Consider the following 18,317-nt stretch of genomic DNA (forward strand, 5'->3'; position numbering starts at 1 on the left):
TACAGTATTTGTTAGTTACATTCCTATTTAATCGTTATATTCAAACATGAAATTTATGGAAGATGTTTTAGTAAGATAGTTATATTTTATCCCAAAAAAGAAATTATATTTACAAAATAGCCTTAATTATTTTTAGATTATTCTATCCTTTGAGCTAAAGCTATTTGGTATGTTAAGATGTTATTTTATTAAAATTTCTGAGAACAGCTTGAATACTAGAGAGGAAGTTTAGCTTGGATAAACGCATCTATTTATTAGCAATCATATCGTTTGTTGTTGGAATGGTGGAACTGATTATAGGGGGGCTGCTGGATCTTGTAGCTTCTGATTTAGGTGTTAGTTTGGGGCAGGCGGGTCTGTTAATTACAGTATTTTCGCTCGCCTTTGCCATTGCTGCGCCTGTCCTGCTCACGATAACGGTTAAAATGGAACGCAGCCGTTTAATGATGATATCATTGGCTGTATTTTTGGCCGGAAATATTGTTGCCGTATTTAGCCCGCATTACAGTGTATTATTAGTTGGCCGGATTTTAGCGGCAGCCAGCGGCTCACTGCTTATCGCATTATGTATGACAATGGCTTCCTACATCGTCACAGAAGAATATCGTGCACGTGCCATCGGCATCGTCTTTATGGGGATTAGTGCATCCCTTGTGCTGGGTGTGCCCATTGGATTGATGCTTGGAAATGTTTTTGGCTGGCGCGCTCCGTTTGTACTCATATCTGCACTGACAGTCATATCAATGGCAGGCGTTCATTTCTTTATGGGCAAAGTTGCTCCAAAGCCCGCTGTTCCAATAGGCATCCAGCTTAAAACCCTGAAAAGCCGCAAAATTGCTCTAACACAAATAACATCGTTCCTGTTAATGACTGGCCATTTAACTTTTTACGGTTACCTTACTCCATTCCTGAAGATGAAAATGGGGCTTGACGGCAGCTGGGTCAGCATTGTTTACCTGATTTTTGGAATTGCTGCTGTCATCGGAGGAGGAATCGGCGGTCTCCTGGCTGACCGTTTTGGTGCAAAATCTGTCATTTTGACTCTCCTTGCCATGTTTGGGATTACCCTTTTCTCATTGCCGTTCGCCGCTTTTTCTCTGCCCGTTTTCCTGATCGCGGTAGTCATTTGGAGTATGCTCAGCTGGGCGATCACACCGGCCATACACAGCTATTTAATTGAAGTAACACCGGAAACTTCTGATATCCAGCAAACATTGAACAACTCCGCAGTTCACATGGGAATGGCATTCGGCAGCATGATCGGCGGCATCATGATCGAGACAACCTCTGTAGAATACAATGCAGCAGCAGGCAGTGTTTTTATTATTATTGCTCTTGGCACTGCCGTTCTTTCCATGGCTAAAAAAGAGAGAAGGACTGCTGCAGCTGAATAGATATGATTAAAATGCCAGCTTCTTGGAAGGCTGGCATTTCTATTTGTAAAAAAATGACGAACTATTTCAATTATTTTAAAAACAATCCTTCGAAATATATTGATATATTTTCCTTTTATCCACTATAATCAAATTGTCCGGTGGTAAAAGAAGATATTTGAGGAGGAATTTGTAAATCATTTTTTTATTATAATAAATGATAGAAAAAGGGGTCCGTTTCATGAGTCAACTTAGCTATATGCTCCGTACTTTACTCGTCATTATCCCGACTGTATTGATCATAAGCGCTGCAGTATGCGTTGGTAATGGATTGGAAGGAAGCGCTTTTTGGATCACCATTGCTTTTATAGTGATTCTCGGTTCACTTGCGGGAATATTATCCGCATTTATGAATTACCGCAAGTTTATTGCACCCATCAGCAAAATTAATAGGTTTATCGATGAACTTGCAGATGGACATATGTCCACAAGACTTGACGAAAAATCAGTGGGGCAGCTTGGATCGATTGCTACAGCATTGAATCATACTGCATCTGCCTGGCAGGAAGTGCTGAATAAAGTGGTTTTGGCTTCGAACGAAGTCACACAATATGCACAGCAGCTATCATCTGGTGCCCAGCAGACCAATATGGCAACAAGTCACATAGCTGAGGTCATTGAAGAAGTAGCAGCAGGTGCCGATGACCAGGTCAAGGGAGTCGGAACTGCTTCCAATGTCATCATGCAGATGTCCGAAAGCCTGACACACGTCGCTGCAAACTCAGAACAGGTTACAGAACAAATCAACGATTCACTGGAAAAAGCAAATCATGGTTCTGCATCCATTTCAACAGCAGGATGCCAAATGAACTCCATTCATGTAAATGTACAGGATTTATCCAAGGTGGTAAAAGGCCTTGGCCAGCGTTCACAAGAGATCGGAAAGATCATCGAAGTAATTACGGGCATTGCCGCCCAAACAAATCTTCTGGCTTTAAATGCTGCTATTGAGGCGGCCCGCGCAGGAGAACAGGGAAAAGGCTTTGCTGTTGTAGCAAACGAGGTTAGAAATCTCGCTGAAAAATCTGCGGAATCCACCCTGCAAATCAGCCAGCTGATATCAAAAATCCAGGAAGAAACCAATCAGGTTGTCCAAACAATGGATACGGTTAATCATGAAGTAACAGAAGGAATGGAAGTCATGAAGGATGCAGGCGATTCATTCAAACAAATCCAGCAGTCTGTCAGCACGGTGACGGATCAAATGGAGGAAGTCGCATCAGCCATTCAGCAAATGTCTGTCGGTTCACAGCAAATGGTTCAATCCATGGACGAGATATCCCATGTGGCAAATGAATCAGCCATGGCCACACAAAGTGTACTGGCTTCAACGGAAGAGCAGGCTGCATCAATGGAGGAAATATCACTCTCAGCTGACCAGCTTACGAGTATGGCGGAGGATTTGAAAGGGTTGATCAGCAGATTTAAACTGTAGTAAAAGGAGTTTAGGTGAAAACCTGAACTCTTTTATAAGTTTGAAGGGTATTTAACCACTTCAAAGAATTATAAAAGGAGAGGAGTGATTTAAATTGTTAAAAAAAGAAAGAAAGGTGCCCGATTTCATAACAAAACTGGAAGCATTAATAAGGCGCATGCCTGAAATGGAGCAGGGGAGGGATAGGGCAGTATCTGAATTGATCAAACGCAGAGCTGGATTTATAGGGGAACAAAAGCTGGATTATTATTTAAGTTTTTTGGACGGAAAGGAGTATTGGATATACCATGGCCTTTGGCTTTCGAATGGAAGTCAATTTTTCCAGATTGATACCTTACTTCTAACGAAAGATTTGCCATGATCCTTGAGGTGAAAAACTGGAACGGAACCATCATCTTTGAACCCGAATTCCACCAGCTCATTCGAATCCATAACGAAAAGGAGGAAGCTTTCCACGACCCCATTTCCCAGGCTGAACACCAAAGCAGGCAATTAAAAAAGTGGCTGGCGGCAAATGCTTTTCTGGATATCCCCATAGAATTTGCCGTCATTATCAGCAGCCCTTCCACCATCATCAAATCTCCATCTAAACAAACCTCAAAAAAAGTTATGCATGCCCACCGATTTTTAAGTAACCTTAACTCCATAAAAAAATCATATTCTATTGAGAGTTAAATGAAAAACAATTAAAAAAATTAGCCATATACTTTTAAATAAACATGTTGAGTATGAAATTGATATAATGAAATATTTAAACATTTATCCCGATACCATACTTACGGGTGTATATTGTCCCGTATGTTCTGCACTCCCAATGATTTTTTATTGGGGGAAATGGCATTGTCCTGCCTGCAAATCCATATCCGACAAAGCTCATCATCAAGCTGTCCAGGATTATTTTCTGCTGATAAAGCCAGTCATCTCTAGTAAGGAGTTTAGAGTATTCACACATGTAAGTTCCTTAAATTCAGCAACGAGATTACTTTCCAATATGGGTATACCACATAAAGGTGAAAGATCACAAAGGGTGTATTTGAAAGTTTAAAATATCTACAATTATGAACTAAAGGAAAACAATTGAAAAATCGGGGAAAGGATCATAGAAAAAGAGGAAAGCAATTTAATAAATGGGGAAACAAGTCAAGAATATAAGGAAAAGAACTAGCAAACTGGGGAAAAGATGCATTCAAAAGATAAAAAATTGTTCGTTTTCAGCCATAACGACTAAAAAAAGCCATCCCCCAGATGGCTTTTCCCGCAATTAAGCTATTCCCGCCTTCATTAACATTCCATCCAGCGGCCGTTCCATCACTGTTTCCATCCAATTTGCTGTTTCCAGTACAGAAGGAAGGTTCGTCCCCGTATCCACACCCATTCCGTGGAACATATTGATCATATCTTCCGTACAAACATTTCCGACTGCTTTCGGTGCAAATGGGCATCCGCCAAGTCCGGCAATCGAGGAATCAAAGCGGCGGACACCCGCCTGATATCCCGCCAATACATTTGCCAGTCCCAAACCGCGCGTATTATGGAAATGAAGGCCAAGCGAAAAATCTCTTCCGAACGCATCGAAAAACGAATCTACCATCTTTTGCACCTGAATAGGATTCGCCATGCCCGTTGTATCAGCCAGGGTGATTTCCGTACAGCCTGCTTCCAAAAACTTCTCTGCTGCTTTCAGAACGTTATCCATTGGAACTTCACCTTCAAAAGGGCAGCCGAATGCTGTTCCCAATACCCCAGCCACACCCTTTCCAGATGCAGCACCATCCTTAATCACTAATGAGAGCTCATCAACAGCCTGCTCAACAGTCCTTTTCACATTCCGTAAATTGAATGAATCACTTGTTGTTGTTACAACATGAAGAAAATCTACATCAGTTTTGAGTGCACGTTCCAGGCCAGAGCGGCTTAAAACCAGACCGCCGTACCGGACGCCATGCCTTTTAGGAAGCGATTTCAAAACTTCCTCTGCATCAGCCATGGGAGGAACAACCTTCGGATTGACAAAAGATACGGCTTCTATATTACGGATGCCGGAATCAATTAATCTAGTAATCAATTTAACTTTTGTTTCCGTTGGAACAATTTTGCACTCATTTTGCAGACCATCACGTGGACCAACTTCACAAATTTCAATCACTTTACTTCCTCCTTCAGCAGCTGAATATTTTTAATTTGCTCCAGGTGCTTCAAAACATGATCACGTCCCTGGTAAATATGCTCATGCATGGCAATGCGGGCACGTTCGGGTTCCCGATTTTGGATTGCTTCCAAAATGGTTTTATGCACTTCAAGGGATTGTTTAAGCTGAAAGCTGTTATACCAATAGAAGGACCTGAACACGATTGGAACTACGACAACCTTTGAAATGTGGAAATGAATATGCTCATTTTTGGAAGCAGCCACTATCGTTTCATGAAATTTCTGGTTTACCTGAACAATATCTTTCAGGCATTCCATATCGGATTCCACATATCGGCTAATTGCTTCTTCATATAAAATATTGGCTCTTTCCATTTCCAGCAGGTCATTTTCTGTCCGGTGGATCGCCGCCTGACTGGCAGCGTACCCTTCCAGAAGTGTGCGCAGGTCATAGATTTGCCTTATATCATCTTTTGTAAAATGCCTTACGCTGACACCGCGCTTTAATGGAATGACGAGGCCTTCTGCTTCAAGCTGTCTAATTGCCTCTCTAATAGGTGTGCGGCTAAGGTTCATCTCTTTAGCCAATGATTCCTCCGCAAGCCGCATGCCAGGGGCAAATTTCCCTTCAATAATGGCATCTCTAATAAATTCGTATGCATCCATATCAACACCTCAATTGTATTGTATACAAACGGAAGAATTATTACAACAAATATTCTGAAAATTTTATTGAAAATAGCTTAGAATAAAGGATTATCATTTAATTTCAGAAAAATTTTAAAATTCTCATTGACTTATTGTATACAAACAATTAAATTTGTATACAAGATTAAGAAAATTGAAATTTAACATTACATGAAAGTGATAACAGGAGGGAAATCCATGTCAGAAAAACAGCTTCCATTGGAAGATATAAAAGTCCTGGAGCTTGGCACACTTTTAGCTGGTCCATTTTCAGGACGCCTTCTTGGGGACTTCGGTGCTGAAATCATCAAGGTCGAGCCTCCGGGAAAATCAGACCCTATGAGAAACTGGGGGAAGTCAAAGGATGGCGTGGGCCTTTGGTGGCCGATTCAATCGCGAAATAAAAAATCGATTACATTAAACCTTAGGGAGGAAGAAGGGCAGCAGATTTTAAGGGAGCTTATTAAAGGAGCTGATGTTGTCATTGAGAATTTCCGCCCGGGTACAATGGAAAAATGGAATCTTTCCTATGAAGCACTTTCCGAAATCAACCCTAAATTAATCATGGTACGGACTTCGGGCTATGGACAGACAGGACCCTATAAGCATCGTGCTGGATTTGGAAGTGTCGGTGAAGCAATGGGAGGGCTCAGAAATGTAACCGGTTTCCCAGACAGGCCGCCTTCAAGAATTGGTGTCTCAATGGGCGATACTTTGGCTGCACTTTTTGCTACAATTGGCTGCCTGGTTGCATTACATGAGAGGGAGCGTTCGGGAAAGGGACAGGTTGTCGATACGGCCCTCTATGAATCTGTCTTCTCTGTGATGGAAAGCATTATTCCGGATTATCTCTTAGCAGGATACATAAGGGAAAGGATGGGCAATATCCTGCCAGGTGTAGCTCCATCTAACATTTACTTCACGAATGATAAAACATACATCGTCATAGGGGCCAATGCAGATGGAGTGTTCCGCAGGTTATGCGAGGCCATGGAGCAGCCGGAATTGGCAGATGATTCAAGATTCGCGACTCACCATGCAAGAGGAGAAAACATGAAGCTTCTTGACTCCATGATTGAAGAATGGACAAAGACTCTCCCCGCTAAAGAAGCGCTTAAAATTCTTGAAGATAAGGGAGTTCCATCAGGGCTAATTTATACGGCTAAAGATATTCTGGAAGATCCGCATTATAAAGAACGCGACATGATTATTAAAGTAGAGCATCCGCAGCTGGGAGAATTTCCGATGCCTGGCATTGTCCCAAAATTAAGCAGGACACCAGGGGAAGTGAAGCATGCCGGCCCGGAAGAAATGGGCAAGCATAATCATGAAATATACACAGGCTTTCTTGGTTTCAATGAAGAGAGATTAGAAGAATTGAAGAAAAATAATATCATTTAGGAGGGCTTCAGAATGGGGCGGACCTTATATGAGAAAATCTGGGAAAAGCATGCAGTCATGGAGGAACAGGATCAGCCTTCCCTTTTGTACATTGATCTTCATTTAGTACATGAGGTCACATCACCTCAGGCATTTGAAGGCTTAAGAATTAAGAATCGCAAAGTGAGAAGGCCGGATCTGACTGTGGCTACCATGGATCACAGCATTCCAACGACCGACCGTTCTCTTCCTTTTAAAGACCAAATCGCCAAAAAGCAAGTCGACGCTCTGACAAAAAACTGCAGGGAGTTCGGCATACAGCTATTTGACATGGAAAGCCGAAATCAGGGAATTGTACACGTCATTGCTCCGGAGCTTGGGTTAACACAGCCAGGAATGACCATCGTTTGCGGTGACAGTCATACCTCTACACATGGAGCTTTCGGGGCACTTGCCTTTGGCATTGGCACGAGTGAAGTAGAGCATGTCCTTGCCACTCAAACATTAAAGCAATTTAAAGCCAAAACATTAGCAATTAATATACGCGGCAATTTGCCGCAAGGAACGACTGCCAAAGATCTGATTCTTTCGCTCATTGGAAAGTATGGTCATGATTTTGCAACAGGCTATGTTGTGGAGTATCGTGGTGAAGCGATTCGTAATTTAACAATGGAAGAGCGAATGACTGTATGCAATATGAGCATTGAAATGGGAGCAAGGGCAGGACTGATTCAGCCTGACGAAAAAACCTTTAACTATTTGAAAGGAAAAAAAGCTGTTCCTGTTGGAATGGAGTGGGAAGAGGCTCTTGCAGAATGGAAGAAATATTATACTGACGAAGATGCCGAATTTGAACTGACAGCTGACTTTAACGCAGCTGAAGTAATCCCGCAGGTTACCTGGGGGACGAATCCGGGCCAGGTAGCAGGTATTACAGAAGATATACCGTTAATGGAAGATTTGCCTGCAGATCAAATAGGACCAGCTAAAAAAGCATTAAAATACATGGACCTTCAGCCAGGAACACCTATCACAGAAATAGTGATCAATAAAGTCTTTATCGGCTCCTGTACAAACAGCCGAATAGAAGATCTTCGAAAAGCGGCAAAAATCGTAAACGGTTACAAAGTTGCTGAACATGTGGATGCTCTTGTTGTTCCTGGTTCACAGCTTGTAAAAATGCAGGCAGAAGCTGAAGGGCTCGACCAAATTTTTATCAATGCCGGTTTTCAATGGAGAGAAGCGGGCTGCAGCATGTGCCTCGGTATGAATGAGGATTTGGTTCTTCCTGAAGAACGCTGTGCATCCACTTCCAACCGGAATTTTGAAGGCAGGCAGGGAAGAAATGCAAGGACTCATTTGGTCAGTCCTGATATGGCTGCAGCAGCAGCCATTGCCGGCCGGTTTATAGATGTAAGGGAGTGGCCTGTTAAGTATAGAAAGGAGGTCAGTGTACAATGAAGTCTTTTACCAGATTTACTGGCATAGCAGCTCCGCTTGATGCTGTAAATGTTGACACAGATGCCATCATTCCAAAACAGTTTTTAAAAAGAATTGAAAGGACTGGATTTGGCGAATTCCTCTTCTATGAATGGCGATACGAAAATGGCAGGGAAAAATCGGATTTCATTCTAAATCGTGAACCCTACCGGCATGCACCAATTCTGCTGGCAAGGAAAAACTTTGGCTGTGGTTCATCCAGAGAGCATGCACCCTGGGCGATTGCAGAATATGGGATTAGAGTGATCCTGGCACCATCATTCGCTGATATTTTCTATAATAATTGTTTTAAAAATGGCATCCTTCCAGTGGTCTTGCCTGAAAAGGATATAGAAGTTTTATTTCAAAAAAGCAATGAATCACCTGGTTATCAGCTGAGGGTAGATTTAGAAAATCAAAGAATTGAAGACTCTTTCGGATATATAGCCGAATTCGATATCGTTTCTTATCGAAAAGACCAGCTGTTAAAAGGGCTGGACGAAATCGGAGCAACCCTTCAATCGGCTGAATTAATAGACTCATTTGAATCGGCACATAAGATTTTCTATAAGCTGGGAATTTAAATTTCAGTAAAAGGGAGGAAGCCATATGGAAAACAGAACGATAAAAGAACCTATTCGAAAAAAGTGGATTTGGATAGTCCTCGCCATCATAACACTTGGTGTAGTCCCCTGGTATTTCCCGGATGCAGCTGCAGAGCCCTATATTCTCGGGTTTCCGCTATGGGCATTTATTTCGACAGCTTTTTCCATTATTATGTGCGGATATTTAAGCTGGCTTTGTGTGAATGAGTGGAATATCGTGGAGGACCAGGAAGAAGCCGAACAAGCAAAGGGGGATAAATCATGAATGATTTAGCATTTGCAGGCACAGATGGGATCATTATTTTATCAGCCTTTGCCATCATCATGCTGGTAATTGGATACTTATCCGGCAGAGGTGAGAAGAACCTACATCACAGTCTTTCAGGGTACTACCTTGCCGGAAGGAATCTCGGTTTTATTGCACTCTTTTTCACCCTATATGCGACGCAATATAGCGGAAATACCATTGTCGGATATGCACCAACTGCATATAGAACAGGTTTCTCGTGGATTCAGTCCATTTCATTTATGACAATCATTATCGGAATTTATTTACTGTTCGCACCAAGGTTATATGTTATTGCAAAGAAAAGAAACTTTGTTACACCTACTGACTGGATCGATCATCGCTTTAAATCAAAGGCAGTCACTCTGCTTAGTATTTTTCTCATGCTTTGGGGGCTTGGAAACTATCTTTTAGAACAGCTGGTAGCAATCGGTCAGGCTGTGTCAGGGATGACAGGCGGCACTATCCCATACCAAATAGCTGTTATCGTCTTTGTAGCTGTTATGCTTGCCTATGAGTGGATGGGCGGAATGAAGGCAGTTGCTTTTACGGATGTTATGCAGGGCATTGTTCTTATGATCGGAATCATTGTCTTCCTGATTGGCGGCTTGTATCTTGTCGGAGGAAATTTCTCTGAAGTTACCAGGTATGTAGCAGAAATGGAGCCTGCAAAAACAGCAGTCCCTCCAATGGAAGTGAATATCAATTGGCTAAGTATGCTCCTGCTTGTTGGACTGGGAGCAAGTATTTATCCGCACGCTGTTCAAAGAATATATTCTGCGCAAAGCGAAAAAACACTGAAAAAATCATTTGCCCGCATGGCATGGATGCCGCCCATTACAACAGGGCTTGTATTTATGGTAGGTATTATTGGAATTATGCTTTTTCCAGGACTGGATAAGACGGGTTCTGAACAGCTCGTAGGTCTGATGGCCAATGAGATTGCCGCCATTAATCCATTTTATTACTGGATTATGATCATCTTCTTTGGCGGGATAGTTGCTGCCATTATTTCTACAGCCGACTCTGTTCTGCTCAGCTTTTCATCCATGCTCTCAAATGACGTATATGGAAAATTCATCAATCCTAAAGCATCTGAACATAAGAAGGTCATGGTCGGGAAAGTATGCGGAATCATTGCCATTATCTTTCTTCTGTGGATTGCCTGGAATCCTCCGGGAACGCTATATGAAATTTTCGTCTTGAAATTCGAATTGCTTGTTCAGGTATTCCCGGCTTTTGTACTGGGCTTATATTGGAAGCGCTTATCAGTAAAGGCTGTTTTCTGGGGAATGCTTGCAGGCGCCATATTAGCAGGAGTGCTTACGCTTACAGGCTATAAAACGATCTATGGAATTCACGGCGGCGTCATTGGGCTGGGACTGAACTTCTTTATCTGTATTGCAGGCTCCCTTTTAGCTCCGGCTGTTTCGAAAAGCAAAGTTCTGGAGGAAGATTTGACTGCAATCAATTTAAAGGCTTAATAGCCAAAAAAGAGATGATTGATTATGAGTAATTCACTGGCAGAAAAACAATTTGCCATCAATGAAAATCCATGGAAAATGCTTTTATTTCTTCTGCTCGCACAGCTGATGGTAGCATTTGTCGGCAGAAGCATTGGACCGCTGGGCGTTTTAATCGGGGAGGATCTTTCCTTGACCAAGTCGCAAATTGGCATGCTCCCGGCGGCTCTCTTTTTGGGCCAGGCGATCATTTCAGTTCCAGCCGGCTTTCTGACTGACCTGGCAGGCTCCCGTAAATTATTGGTCCTGGCTTCGGCTTTAATGGGGTTAGGCTTTCTGTTCATGACCTTGCTTCATGATTTCTGGCTTGTCCTGTTATTGATTGTTATCGGCGGAATTGGGTATGGTTCCATGCACCCGATCACAAATAGAGGCATCATTTATTGGTTCCCGCTCAAACAGCGGGGAACAGCAATGGGAATAAAACAAACCGGCATCACAGCAGGGTCGGCTCTGGCCAGTTTGATACTGCTTCCGCTTAGTGTAACTTTTGGCTGGAGAATTGTACTTCTTACGGCCTGCATTCTTTTATTGGCGGGCGGATTCGTCTCCTATCATTTTTACCGGGATCCGCCTGAACTGGAACAAGCGAAAGGCAGCAGCATGAGTTTGCTCCAATTTTATAGATCGATGTTTAAAATGTTTAAAAATAAAGCCTTAATGCTGATAAGCTTTAGTGCTCTCGGTTTGAATGGCACGCAAATGTGCTTAAATACGTATATTGTTTTATTTGCCTATGAACAGCTGAAAATTTCAATCTTTTTATCAGGTATTCTCCTGGTTATATCTGAAGTATCCGGAACCGTTGGCAGGGTTGCCTGGGGAATCATAAGCGACAGGCTGTTTGAAGGAAAGCGTGTTGTAATCCTTATGATTATTACCATTATTACCGCATTGGCCAGTACGTCAGCTGCTGTCATAACTTCAGCCCCTTTTTGGGTAATGGTTCCCATTACAGCTCTTTTTGGATTTGCAGCTTCAGGATTCAATGGCATCTGGATGAATCTTGCAAGTGAATTGGTTCCGAAAGAACAAGCTGGCATCTCAAGCGGGATCAGTATCACACTGGGATCAGCCGGAGCCATTATCATTCCGCCCTTGTTCGGTTTAATCGTGGATAAGACTGGTCAATTTTCTTCAGGGTGGTTTTTAATCACAGGTATGATGTTTATAGTTTTTACTTTACTGACAGCATTATCGATGATGAATAAAAAGAATAACTTTGTTATTTAAAAGTGGAAGGAGTGATTCGTTTGGAATTTAACCCCTCGGAACTTGGAGAAAAAGAAGTGTACAAATTATTAACCGGATCTGTCGTCCCAAGGCCGATTGCCTGGGTTTCCACTGTATCTGAGGAAGGCGGCCAGAATCTCGCACCTTTCAGTTTTTTCACTGTTGTTTCAAGAAATCCGCCCATGCTCTGTATTTCAATTGGACCTGGCGTGGGCGACAGGGAAGGAACAGAAAAAGATACATTGGTCAATATTCGAGCAACAAAAGAGTTTGTCATCAATGTAGTTCCTGCGCCATTGGGAAACCAAATGCAAAAAAGTGCAGAGAATCTCCCGCGTGAGGCTGATGAGTTTGAAGCGGCAGGGCTTTCCGATGCTGAAAGTCGTTTGGTTGCACCTAGGAGGGTAAAAGAAGCACCAATCCATATGGAATGCAAGCTGGAACAGATAATTAAGCTGGGAAGTGATCATCTTATTATTGGGAGAATGGTACATTATCATATTGACGATGATTACTATCTCGATAATTATAAAGTGAATTTAGAAAAACTGCAGCCGCTTGGAAGGCTGGCAGGAAACTATAGTGAAAGCAGCGAATTCTTCAAGCTGCCGAGATAAATTTTCAAATGCCGGACCTTATGGCCGGCATTTTTTTGCAATGGGAGTATACCTATTTATGTATTTCCGCCAGTCAAGATGGTAATATATCCTTAAACCTTAGACCCATCTGGAGGTATTCCATGGAAAACTACGCGGATCTCATTCAAAAACAAAGAAATTTCTTCACCCAGGGTAAAACAAAGGATGTCACATTCCGAATGGAAGCGCTCGGCAAGCTTCGCTCGGTCATTAAGCAGCATGAGCAGGAATTGATGGATGCGTTAAAGGCGGATCTCAATAAAAGTGAGTTCGATGCGTATTTGACGGAGATTGGAATCCTGCTGGAGGAAATCCGCTATACGTTGAAACATTTAAAAAAGTGGGCCAAACCCAGAAAAGTGAAGTCATCAATTGCCCAATTCGGTTCGAAAAGCTATATATATCCTGAACCATATGGAGTTGCGCTAATCATAGCGCCCTGGAATTATCCTTTTCAGCTCGCGATTGCCCCCCTGATCGGAGCGATAGCCGCAGGGAATTGCGCAATTCTGAAGCCTTCAGAATTAACACCGAAAACTTCGGCATTGCTGTCAAAAATGATCAGCAATCATTTCCCGCAAGAGTATATTTCAGTTGTTGAAGGCGACGCAGAAACAAGCACAGCCCTATTAAATGAAAAGGTCGATTATATTTTCTTCACAGGCAGTGTCCCTGTCGGAAAAATCATCATGGAAGCAGCATCCAGGCACCTTACTCCCGTTACCCTTGAATTGGGAGGTAAGAGTCCGTGCATCGTGCATGAAGATGCTAACGTGAAGCTTGCTGCTAAGAGAATTGCTTGGGGAAAGTATATTAATGCCGGCCAAACTTGTGTAGCTCCAGATTATATTTATGTTCACAGCAGGATTAAAGAAGAATTCCTGAAAGAATTAAAACAAGCCATACAGGAGCTTTATGGAGAACATCCGATTGCATCCGGCCATTTCACGAGAATCGTCAGTGAAAAACACTTCAGCCGTCTCACCAAATTTTTAACAAATGGCACCACTATTCACGGGGGCCGGCATGATTTAAATTCTTTAAGCATCGAACCAACCGTTCTCGGTAATATTACATGGGCTGATGAGGTCATGCAGGATGAAATATTTGGACCGATCCTGCCGGTGCTGGAATATGACGACTTGTCCGGGATGATTGCAGAGGTAACAGCACGCCCGAAACCTTTAGCGCTATATATCTTCACAGAAAGTGAGGGTGTCCAAAACCAGTTATTAAGCAGCATTTCCTTTGGAGGGGGATGCATTAATGATACTGTTTATCATCTTAGTTCACCATATCTGCCTTTCGGGGGAGTAGGAGAGAGCGGGATTGGCGCTTATCATGGAAAGGGAAGCTTTGATGTGTTTTCGCATGAAAAAAGCATACTGAAGCAAACCACCAGATTCGATTTGCCATTCCGATATCCGACTACAAAGGATGCATTGAAAAAAGTGAAGCTTTTTATAAAATAACAGTCTTCATGCAAGGCGGTTTTTTATGCATTATTTTTGGGCAGCTTTTTCCCTTTGTTTAAAGTCTCAATCGCAGCTTCCGTTTTTTTAGAAAGATTTTTCGTATAAGGGGATAAAGAAAAGGTGGGGAAGTCTATATTTTTTACTTTTTTAGTCAGCTTTTTCATTTCGATCAGCCCTTTAAATAGAATGTGTTTTTAAATTATATGTCCTTGATGAGTGAACATGAATAATGGCGTGGAAGGAAAATTCCTCCACGCCATATAGTATGCTCATGCTTTGCTTTTTGTATAAACACTTATCAATCTTTTATTCTCTTTTATAATCCGTTCGGTATGTGGGCTGACTTCAAAGTCAGGAAGTCTGATCCTCGACTTCTTTTTCATGATTTTCATGTTGTTCTTTGTACTCAATCTCTGCTTTTCATTATCCGCTGGTTCCTTCATGGTCTTCGTCCTCCTGTTCAGCAGGGAGCATTAGGTCGTATATTGATATGAGTGAAGTGAATAATAAGTAGTCGAATTCGGTGACAAAATCATCGGAGGTCAATTTAATAACATAATAATCTTCAAGGATGGAAAAAGGAATCAAAGCCAATTTTTCATCGGCATCGTAATACACTTCCTTGCGGTCCAGCCGGCTGTGAATTAACGCTTTATCAGGATAGTGCTCAAGCAAATAATCTTTATCTTCCTGTGTCATGTATTTGCATAAAGAAGCTTTCATATCCACTTTTTCCGAGTAATCGGCCATAAGCTTTTCAATGCCGGCAATATAGGCTTCCATATCTCCATAATATACGTCGATCGGTTCATTTTTCAACAAATACTGAAAGGATTTCAGTTTATTCATCTGTGAGTTCAATAGGTCATTATTTTCTTCGAGCAATTCCATCGTATCCGTAGCCAGTTCATTATTGCCGACTCTTTTCAGGTATGAGCCCAGGAACACAAATGCGTCAATAAGCGCAAAAATTATCGCGACAATCAGGTAATTCAGCCAGTCATTAAAAATGGAAGCCGGCTCTTTGGTCCAATAAATAACTGCTCCCAGTATATAAATGATATACCAGGTTTTCCGAATCGCAAACATTCTTTCCTTAACCTTCTTTTCCCATCTCCAAACAGAAAAAACATAAAACCCGAGACAAGCGACAATTATCCAAACCACAATCTTAAAGAAAAGGAGCAAAAGAATCGCCTCGTCCATCCATGGATTTAATTCGGAAAATTCGCGGAATTTGCCTTATAGTTTCATTATAACAGAGATTATGTCAGAAATTTGAAAATAAATTGGGCCGGAGGAAAAATATGAGGAAATACCTATTTATCATTATATTAGCCTTGATTATCCTTTCAATTATTAATCACCGAAGTATCCAGAAAGCGGTGGAATTGTGTAAGGAAGGGAATGGGATTCCGCAGGTTAAAAAGGATTTTTTAGTGGTTAATTGGATTGTGAGCTGTTAAAGGGGAAAAAAATAAAAAACATTAGGTAGCAAAACACACAAAATAAACTTATCAATTGTTTGGGCGATAAGACAGCCAATATTGAAGATCACTCATATTATAGAATCCAAGGAGACAGCTGCAGGAGAAAAGAGTTCAACACATCGAAAGGAGTTAAATATAATGGAACTTAATATAATAATTAAAAATGGCCAATTTGATCTCCATTTGCACACTACCGCGTCAGATGGGAGCTTTTCACCTTCAGAGATAGTGGAAAAGGCAGCTGAAAAGGGGATCAAAACCATTTCAATTACTGACCATGATACTATGGATGGAATCAAAGAAGCAATGGAAGCAGGAAAAAAACTGAATGTAAATGTTATTCCGGGAATCGAGTTAAGCACTAAATATAAGGGGAAGAACATTGATATTTTAGGGTATCAATTACACGAGTCAAAAGAGTTATTGGCAGTTTTGAAGAAAATTCGAGACTACCGGGAAAACAGGGCTCAAATAATTGTAAAAAAATTTTGTGAGCTGGGAATGACTATCACAGAAAAAGATGTCCATAAGCATAGCAAGGGAGAAGTTATAGCACGTCCTCATATTGCAAAAGCAGTGGTTGACATGGGATATGCAAAAAATACACAGGAAGTCTTTGATTTGTACTTAGGAGATGGAAAACCATGTGCAGTAGATAAAATGGTTCTTTCGCCTGAAGAGGGAATAAAGCTCATACATCAGTCAGGCGGTGTGGCAGTCCTGGCGCACCCTATCCTTATTCAGGATGATGTAATAGTAGAGGAGCTAATGCAGCTTTCTTTTGATGGAATTGAAGTTTGGCATCGTAAACACCAGCCGGAAGATGCCAATCGTTACAAAGGTTTAGGACAAAAGTATAAAAAACTAATTACAGGCGGATCAGACTTTCATAATGAAGAGCACTTAATGGGAGATTTTGGATATGATTTATAAAAAAAAAAGAGCTGTTAAATTGATATGATCCCCCTATAGTAGACAGAAAAAAGAAAGCGTACTAATCTGTCTACAATGGGGGGATTTTTGATGGGGAAAACGAGACAGACATATGATGTTACATTTAAGAAAAGAGCCGTAGACCTTTACTTAAAAGAGGGAATGGGTTATGAAGCAGTCGCTAAGGAACTGAATATTAATCATTCAATGGTAAGACGTTGGGTTAAACATTTTAAGGCTGAAGGGATAAAGGGGCTGGAAGAAAAACGCAGGAAAGCAAAAGGACCCGGTCAAGGCAGACCCCGAACCTCTCCGGAAGATCCTGAAGCTAAAATAAAACGACTAGAAGCAGAGAATGAAATGCTAAAAAAGCTCTTAAAAATGTGAAGGGAGGAATGACTAAACTTCCAAAAACGAAGAAATTCGAAGTCATCCTTGAAATGTCTCAAAGGAATTATCCTATTTCTTTGTTATGTCAGATAGCTGGCGTTTCTAAAATTGGCTATTACAAGTGGTTAAAGCGACAAGAGTCTCCTACCGCAAAGCAGCTGGAGGATGAGGAAGTAAAGAAAAAAATCATGGAATGCCATAAAAAACTACGAGGAATTTACGGTTATCGACGGGTCCAGGTGTGGTTAGAAAAAATATATGGACTGCACATTAACCACAAACGGATACAGCGACTTATGAGAGATAGAAAGGGCAACTGTTGGGACAATGCTTGTATGGAAAACTTCTTTAGCCATTTTAAGACTGAATGTTTTTATCTATATTCATTCAAAACCGCTCAAGAGGATAAAGACGCCTTAAAAAAATATATGAATTTCTATAATCATAGATGTTTTCAAAAGAAATTAAACAACCTGAGGACTTATCCATTCAGGACTCAGGCTGCATAATTGTTCTTTTTTATTATTGTCTACTTTACAGGGGTCACTTCAAATTGAAACAGCTCTTTTTTATATTTGTTTTTAATGGTGATAAAGCGGTTCAAATATGAAAATAACAGAACATTCTTTTTTAATTTTAAGGGAGATGTAGATTTAATTTCTTGTATCACGGAGGAATTCAGTTCCAGGAATTCCTATTTAAGGTTTCAAAATTCCCATAGTCAATAACAACGATTTCTCCTTCGGACGATAATGCTAGATTGGTATTTTTTACATCGACAGGAGTAATTCCATAATATAAAAATTTGTTTTCCAAATGGGTTAATTTTTCTGAATATTTTTCATCCATAGGTATTCCGGGTACCATTTTTTCCATGATGATCCAGCCTTGTCCAATTTCCACTACTGGACAAAGATTCTTTTTTAAATCAGGAGGACAGTTATTGTATAGGGTATATTCATTTTCATTATTAAAAAATCCCTTGCGAGAAATGACTATTTTTAATACATAATCATTCTGGAGGTCGTAAACAATTCGGTGGGAGCCACTGCCAATCATATCATATTTTAGCTGTAAAATACTTTCTGCCCGTATACCCTTCTCTTTTCTTTTTATTTTAACATTTTTAGGAGTCTTCATACGAGATAACCATAATTTTATGGAATGGATATCTCGATCTGA

At 41.1% G+C, this 18,317-nt stretch carries 20 protein-coding genes; 15 read left to right on the forward strand and 5 right to left on the reverse strand.

Annotated features, from left to right (window positions below):
* Window positions 1-233 precede the first annotated feature (233 nt).
* From QUF73_04175 to QUF73_04190, 4 genes are all read left to right on the forward strand, one after another.
* Complete coding sequence (locus QUF73_04175) at window positions 234-1,394, forward strand: MFS transporter (GenBank protein ID MDM5225397.1); 1,161 nt, start codon at window positions 234-236, stop codon at window positions 1,392-1,394.
* 220 nt (window positions 1,395-1,614) lie between these two features.
* Window positions 1,615-2,868: a methyl-accepting chemotaxis protein gene (locus QUF73_04180; GenBank protein MDM5225398.1), complete on the forward strand. Its 1,254-nt coding sequence runs from the start codon at window positions 1,615-1,617 to the stop codon at window positions 2,866-2,868.
* Between the two features lie 94 nt (window positions 2,869-2,962).
* Entirely contained in the window at window positions 2,963-3,229 is a 267-nt protein-coding gene (locus QUF73_04185) for a nuclease-related domain-containing protein (GenBank protein MDM5225399.1), read from the forward strand.
* Entirely contained in the window at window positions 3,226-3,543 is a 318-nt protein-coding gene (locus QUF73_04190) for a nuclease-related domain-containing protein (GenBank protein ID MDM5225400.1), read from the forward strand. Before QUF73_04185 ends, QUF73_04190 begins: the two co-directional genes overlap by 4 nt.
* Window positions 3,544-4,129: 586 nt before the next feature.
* Here QUF73_04190 and QUF73_04195 read toward each other — a convergent pair.
* A complete protein-coding gene (locus QUF73_04195) occupies window positions 4,130-5,014 on the reverse strand; it encodes a hydroxymethylglutaryl-CoA lyase (protein ID MDM5225401.1) in 885 nt (294 codons plus the stop codon).
* On the reverse strand, window positions 5,011-5,682 hold the full coding sequence (locus tag QUF73_04200; protein MDM5225402.1) for a GntR family transcriptional regulator: 672 nt from the start codon (window positions 5,680-5,682) through the stop codon (window positions 5,011-5,013). The genes QUF73_04195 and QUF73_04200 overlap by 4 nt, the downstream gene beginning before the upstream one ends.
* 219 nt (window positions 5,683-5,901) lie before the next feature.
* On the opposite strand from QUF73_04200, the gene QUF73_04205 reads away from it, so the two are divergent.
* The 8 genes from QUF73_04205 (at window position 5,902) to QUF73_04240 (ending at window position 14,319) form a co-directional block, all read left to right on the forward strand.
* A complete protein-coding gene (locus QUF73_04205) occupies window positions 5,902-7,104 on the forward strand; it encodes a CaiB/BaiF CoA-transferase family protein (GenBank protein MDM5225403.1) in 1,203 nt (400 codons plus the stop codon).
* Between the two features lie 12 nt (window positions 7,105-7,116).
* On the forward strand, window positions 7,117-8,544 hold the full coding sequence (gene leuC, locus QUF73_04210) for a 3-isopropylmalate dehydratase large subunit (protein ID MDM5225404.1): 1,428 nt from the start codon (window positions 7,117-7,119) through the stop codon (window positions 8,542-8,544).
* A complete protein-coding gene (gene leuD, locus QUF73_04215; protein MDM5225405.1) occupies window positions 8,541-9,146 on the forward strand; it encodes a 3-isopropylmalate dehydratase small subunit in 606 nt (201 codons plus the stop codon). The genes leuC and leuD overlap by 4 nt, the downstream gene beginning before the upstream one ends.
* Before the next feature lie 25 nt (window positions 9,147-9,171).
* The gene (locus QUF73_04220) at window positions 9,172-9,432 is read left to right on the forward strand and encodes a hypothetical protein (GenBank protein ID MDM5225406.1); all 261 of its coding nucleotides are present in this window, start codon (window positions 9,172-9,174) and stop codon (window positions 9,430-9,432) included.
* Window positions 9,429-10,937, forward strand: coding sequence for a sodium:solute symporter family protein (locus QUF73_04225; protein ID MDM5225407.1), 1,509 nt, complete (start codon window positions 9,429-9,431; stop codon window positions 10,935-10,937). Before QUF73_04220 ends, QUF73_04225 begins: the two co-directional genes overlap by 4 nt.
* A gap of 24 nt (window positions 10,938-10,961) precedes the next feature.
* Complete coding sequence (locus tag QUF73_04230) at window positions 10,962-12,209, forward strand: MFS transporter (GenBank protein ID MDM5225408.1); 1,248 nt, start codon at window positions 10,962-10,964, stop codon at window positions 12,207-12,209.
* Window positions 12,210-12,229: 20 nt separating this feature from the next.
* Complete coding sequence (locus QUF73_04235) at window positions 12,230-12,826, forward strand: flavin reductase family protein (protein ID MDM5225409.1); 597 nt, start codon at window positions 12,230-12,232, stop codon at window positions 12,824-12,826.
* A 122-nt stretch (window positions 12,827-12,948) separates the two neighbouring features.
* Entirely contained in the window at window positions 12,949-14,319 is a 1,371-nt protein-coding gene (locus tag QUF73_04240; GenBank protein MDM5225410.1) for an aldehyde dehydrogenase, read from the forward strand.
* Between the two features lie 272 nt (window positions 14,320-14,591).
* Here QUF73_04240 and QUF73_04245 read toward each other — a convergent pair whose 3' ends face one another.
* Window positions 14,592-14,765 carry a type II toxin-antitoxin system SpoIISB family antitoxin gene (locus tag QUF73_04245; protein MDM5225411.1) on the reverse strand — a complete coding sequence of 58 codons (174 nt, stop codon included), beginning with the start codon at window positions 14,763-14,765 and terminating at the stop codon, window positions 14,592-14,594.
* Window positions 14,746-15,510, reverse strand: a complete 765-nt coding sequence (locus QUF73_04250) for a type II toxin-antitoxin system SpoIISA family toxin (protein ID MDM5225412.1) — start codon at window positions 15,508-15,510, stop codon at window positions 14,746-14,748. Before QUF73_04250 ends, QUF73_04245 begins: the two co-directional genes overlap by 20 nt.
* A 440-nt stretch (window positions 15,511-15,950) precedes the next feature.
* Here QUF73_04250 and QUF73_04255 point away from each other — a divergent pair, with 440 nt between their 5' ends.
* From QUF73_04255 to QUF73_04265, 3 genes are all read left to right on the forward strand, one after another.
* Window positions 15,951-16,745 carry a PHP domain-containing protein gene (locus tag QUF73_04255; GenBank protein MDM5225413.1) on the forward strand — a complete coding sequence of 265 codons (795 nt, stop codon included), beginning with the start codon at window positions 15,951-15,953 and terminating at the stop codon, window positions 16,743-16,745.
* Between the two features lie 90 nt (window positions 16,746-16,835).
* Complete coding sequence (locus tag QUF73_04260; protein ID MDM5225414.1) at window positions 16,836-17,132, forward strand: helix-turn-helix domain-containing protein; 297 nt, start codon at window positions 16,836-16,838, stop codon at window positions 17,130-17,132.
* Between the two features lie 8 nt (window positions 17,133-17,140).
* A complete protein-coding gene (locus tag QUF73_04265) occupies window positions 17,141-17,644 on the forward strand; it encodes an IS3 family transposase (protein ID MDM5225415.1) in 504 nt (167 codons plus the stop codon).
* Between the two features lie 169 nt (window positions 17,645-17,813).
* On the opposite strand, the gene QUF73_04270 is transcribed toward QUF73_04265, so the two are convergent.
* On the reverse strand, window positions 17,814-18,275 hold the full coding sequence (locus tag QUF73_04270) for a hypothetical protein (GenBank protein ID MDM5225416.1): 462 nt from the start codon (window positions 18,273-18,275) through the stop codon (window positions 17,814-17,816).
* Between the last annotated feature and the right edge of the window lie 42 nt (window positions 18,276-18,317).

The organism is Cytobacillus sp. NJ13, from assembly GCA_030348385.1.
Taxonomy (GTDB): Bacteria; Bacillota; Bacilli; order Bacillales; family Cytobacillaceae; genus Cytobacillus.

What these genes read in the sequence shown, in the direction of transcription:
- QUF73_04190 (MDM5225400.1), top strand. Translation starts at nt 3,226, where the DNA reads ATGATCCTTGAGGTGAAAAACTGGAACGGAACCATCATCTTTGAACCC.
- QUF73_04205 (MDM5225403.1), top strand. Translation starts at nt 5,902, where the DNA reads ATGTCAGAAAAACAGCTTCCATTGGAAGATATAAAAGTCCTGGAGCTT.
- leuC (MDM5225404.1), top strand. Translation starts at nt 7,117, where the DNA reads ATGGGGCGGACCTTATATGAGAAAATCTGGGAAAAGCATGCAGTCATG.
- QUF73_04220 (MDM5225406.1), top strand. Translation starts at nt 9,172, where the DNA reads ATGGAAAACAGAACGATAAAAGAACCTATTCGAAAAAAGTGGATTTGG.
- QUF73_04270 (MDM5225416.1), bottom strand. Translation starts at nt 18,275, where the DNA reads ATGAAGACTCCTAAAAATGTTAAAATAAAAAGAAAAGAGAAGGGTATA.
- QUF73_04200 (MDM5225402.1), bottom strand. Translation starts at nt 5,682, where the DNA reads ATGGATGCATACGAATTTATTAGAGATGCCATTATTGAAGGGAAATTT.
- QUF73_04180 (MDM5225398.1), top strand. Translation starts at nt 1,615, where the DNA reads ATGAGTCAACTTAGCTATATGCTCCGTACTTTACTCGTCATTATCCCG.
- QUF73_04245 (MDM5225411.1), bottom strand. Translation starts at nt 14,765, where the DNA reads ATGAAGGAACCAGCGGATAATGAAAAGCAGAGATTGAGTACAAAGAAC.
- QUF73_04260 (MDM5225414.1), top strand. Translation starts at nt 16,836, where the DNA reads ATGGGGAAAACGAGACAGACATATGATGTTACATTTAAGAAAAGAGCC.
- leuD (MDM5225405.1), top strand. Translation starts at nt 8,541, where the DNA reads ATGAAGTCTTTTACCAGATTTACTGGCATAGCAGCTCCGCTTGATGCT.
- QUF73_04225 (MDM5225407.1), top strand. Translation starts at nt 9,429, where the DNA reads ATGAATGATTTAGCATTTGCAGGCACAGATGGGATCATTATTTTATCA.
- QUF73_04255 (MDM5225413.1), top strand. Translation starts at nt 15,951, where the DNA reads ATGGAACTTAATATAATAATTAAAAATGGCCAATTTGATCTCCATTTG.
- QUF73_04265 (MDM5225415.1), top strand. Translation starts at nt 17,141, where the DNA reads ATGACTAAACTTCCAAAAACGAAGAAATTCGAAGTCATCCTTGAAATG.
- QUF73_04230 (MDM5225408.1), top strand. Translation starts at nt 10,962, where the DNA reads ATGAGTAATTCACTGGCAGAAAAACAATTTGCCATCAATGAAAATCCA.
- QUF73_04240 (MDM5225410.1), top strand. Translation starts at nt 12,949, where the DNA reads ATGGAAAACTACGCGGATCTCATTCAAAAACAAAGAAATTTCTTCACC.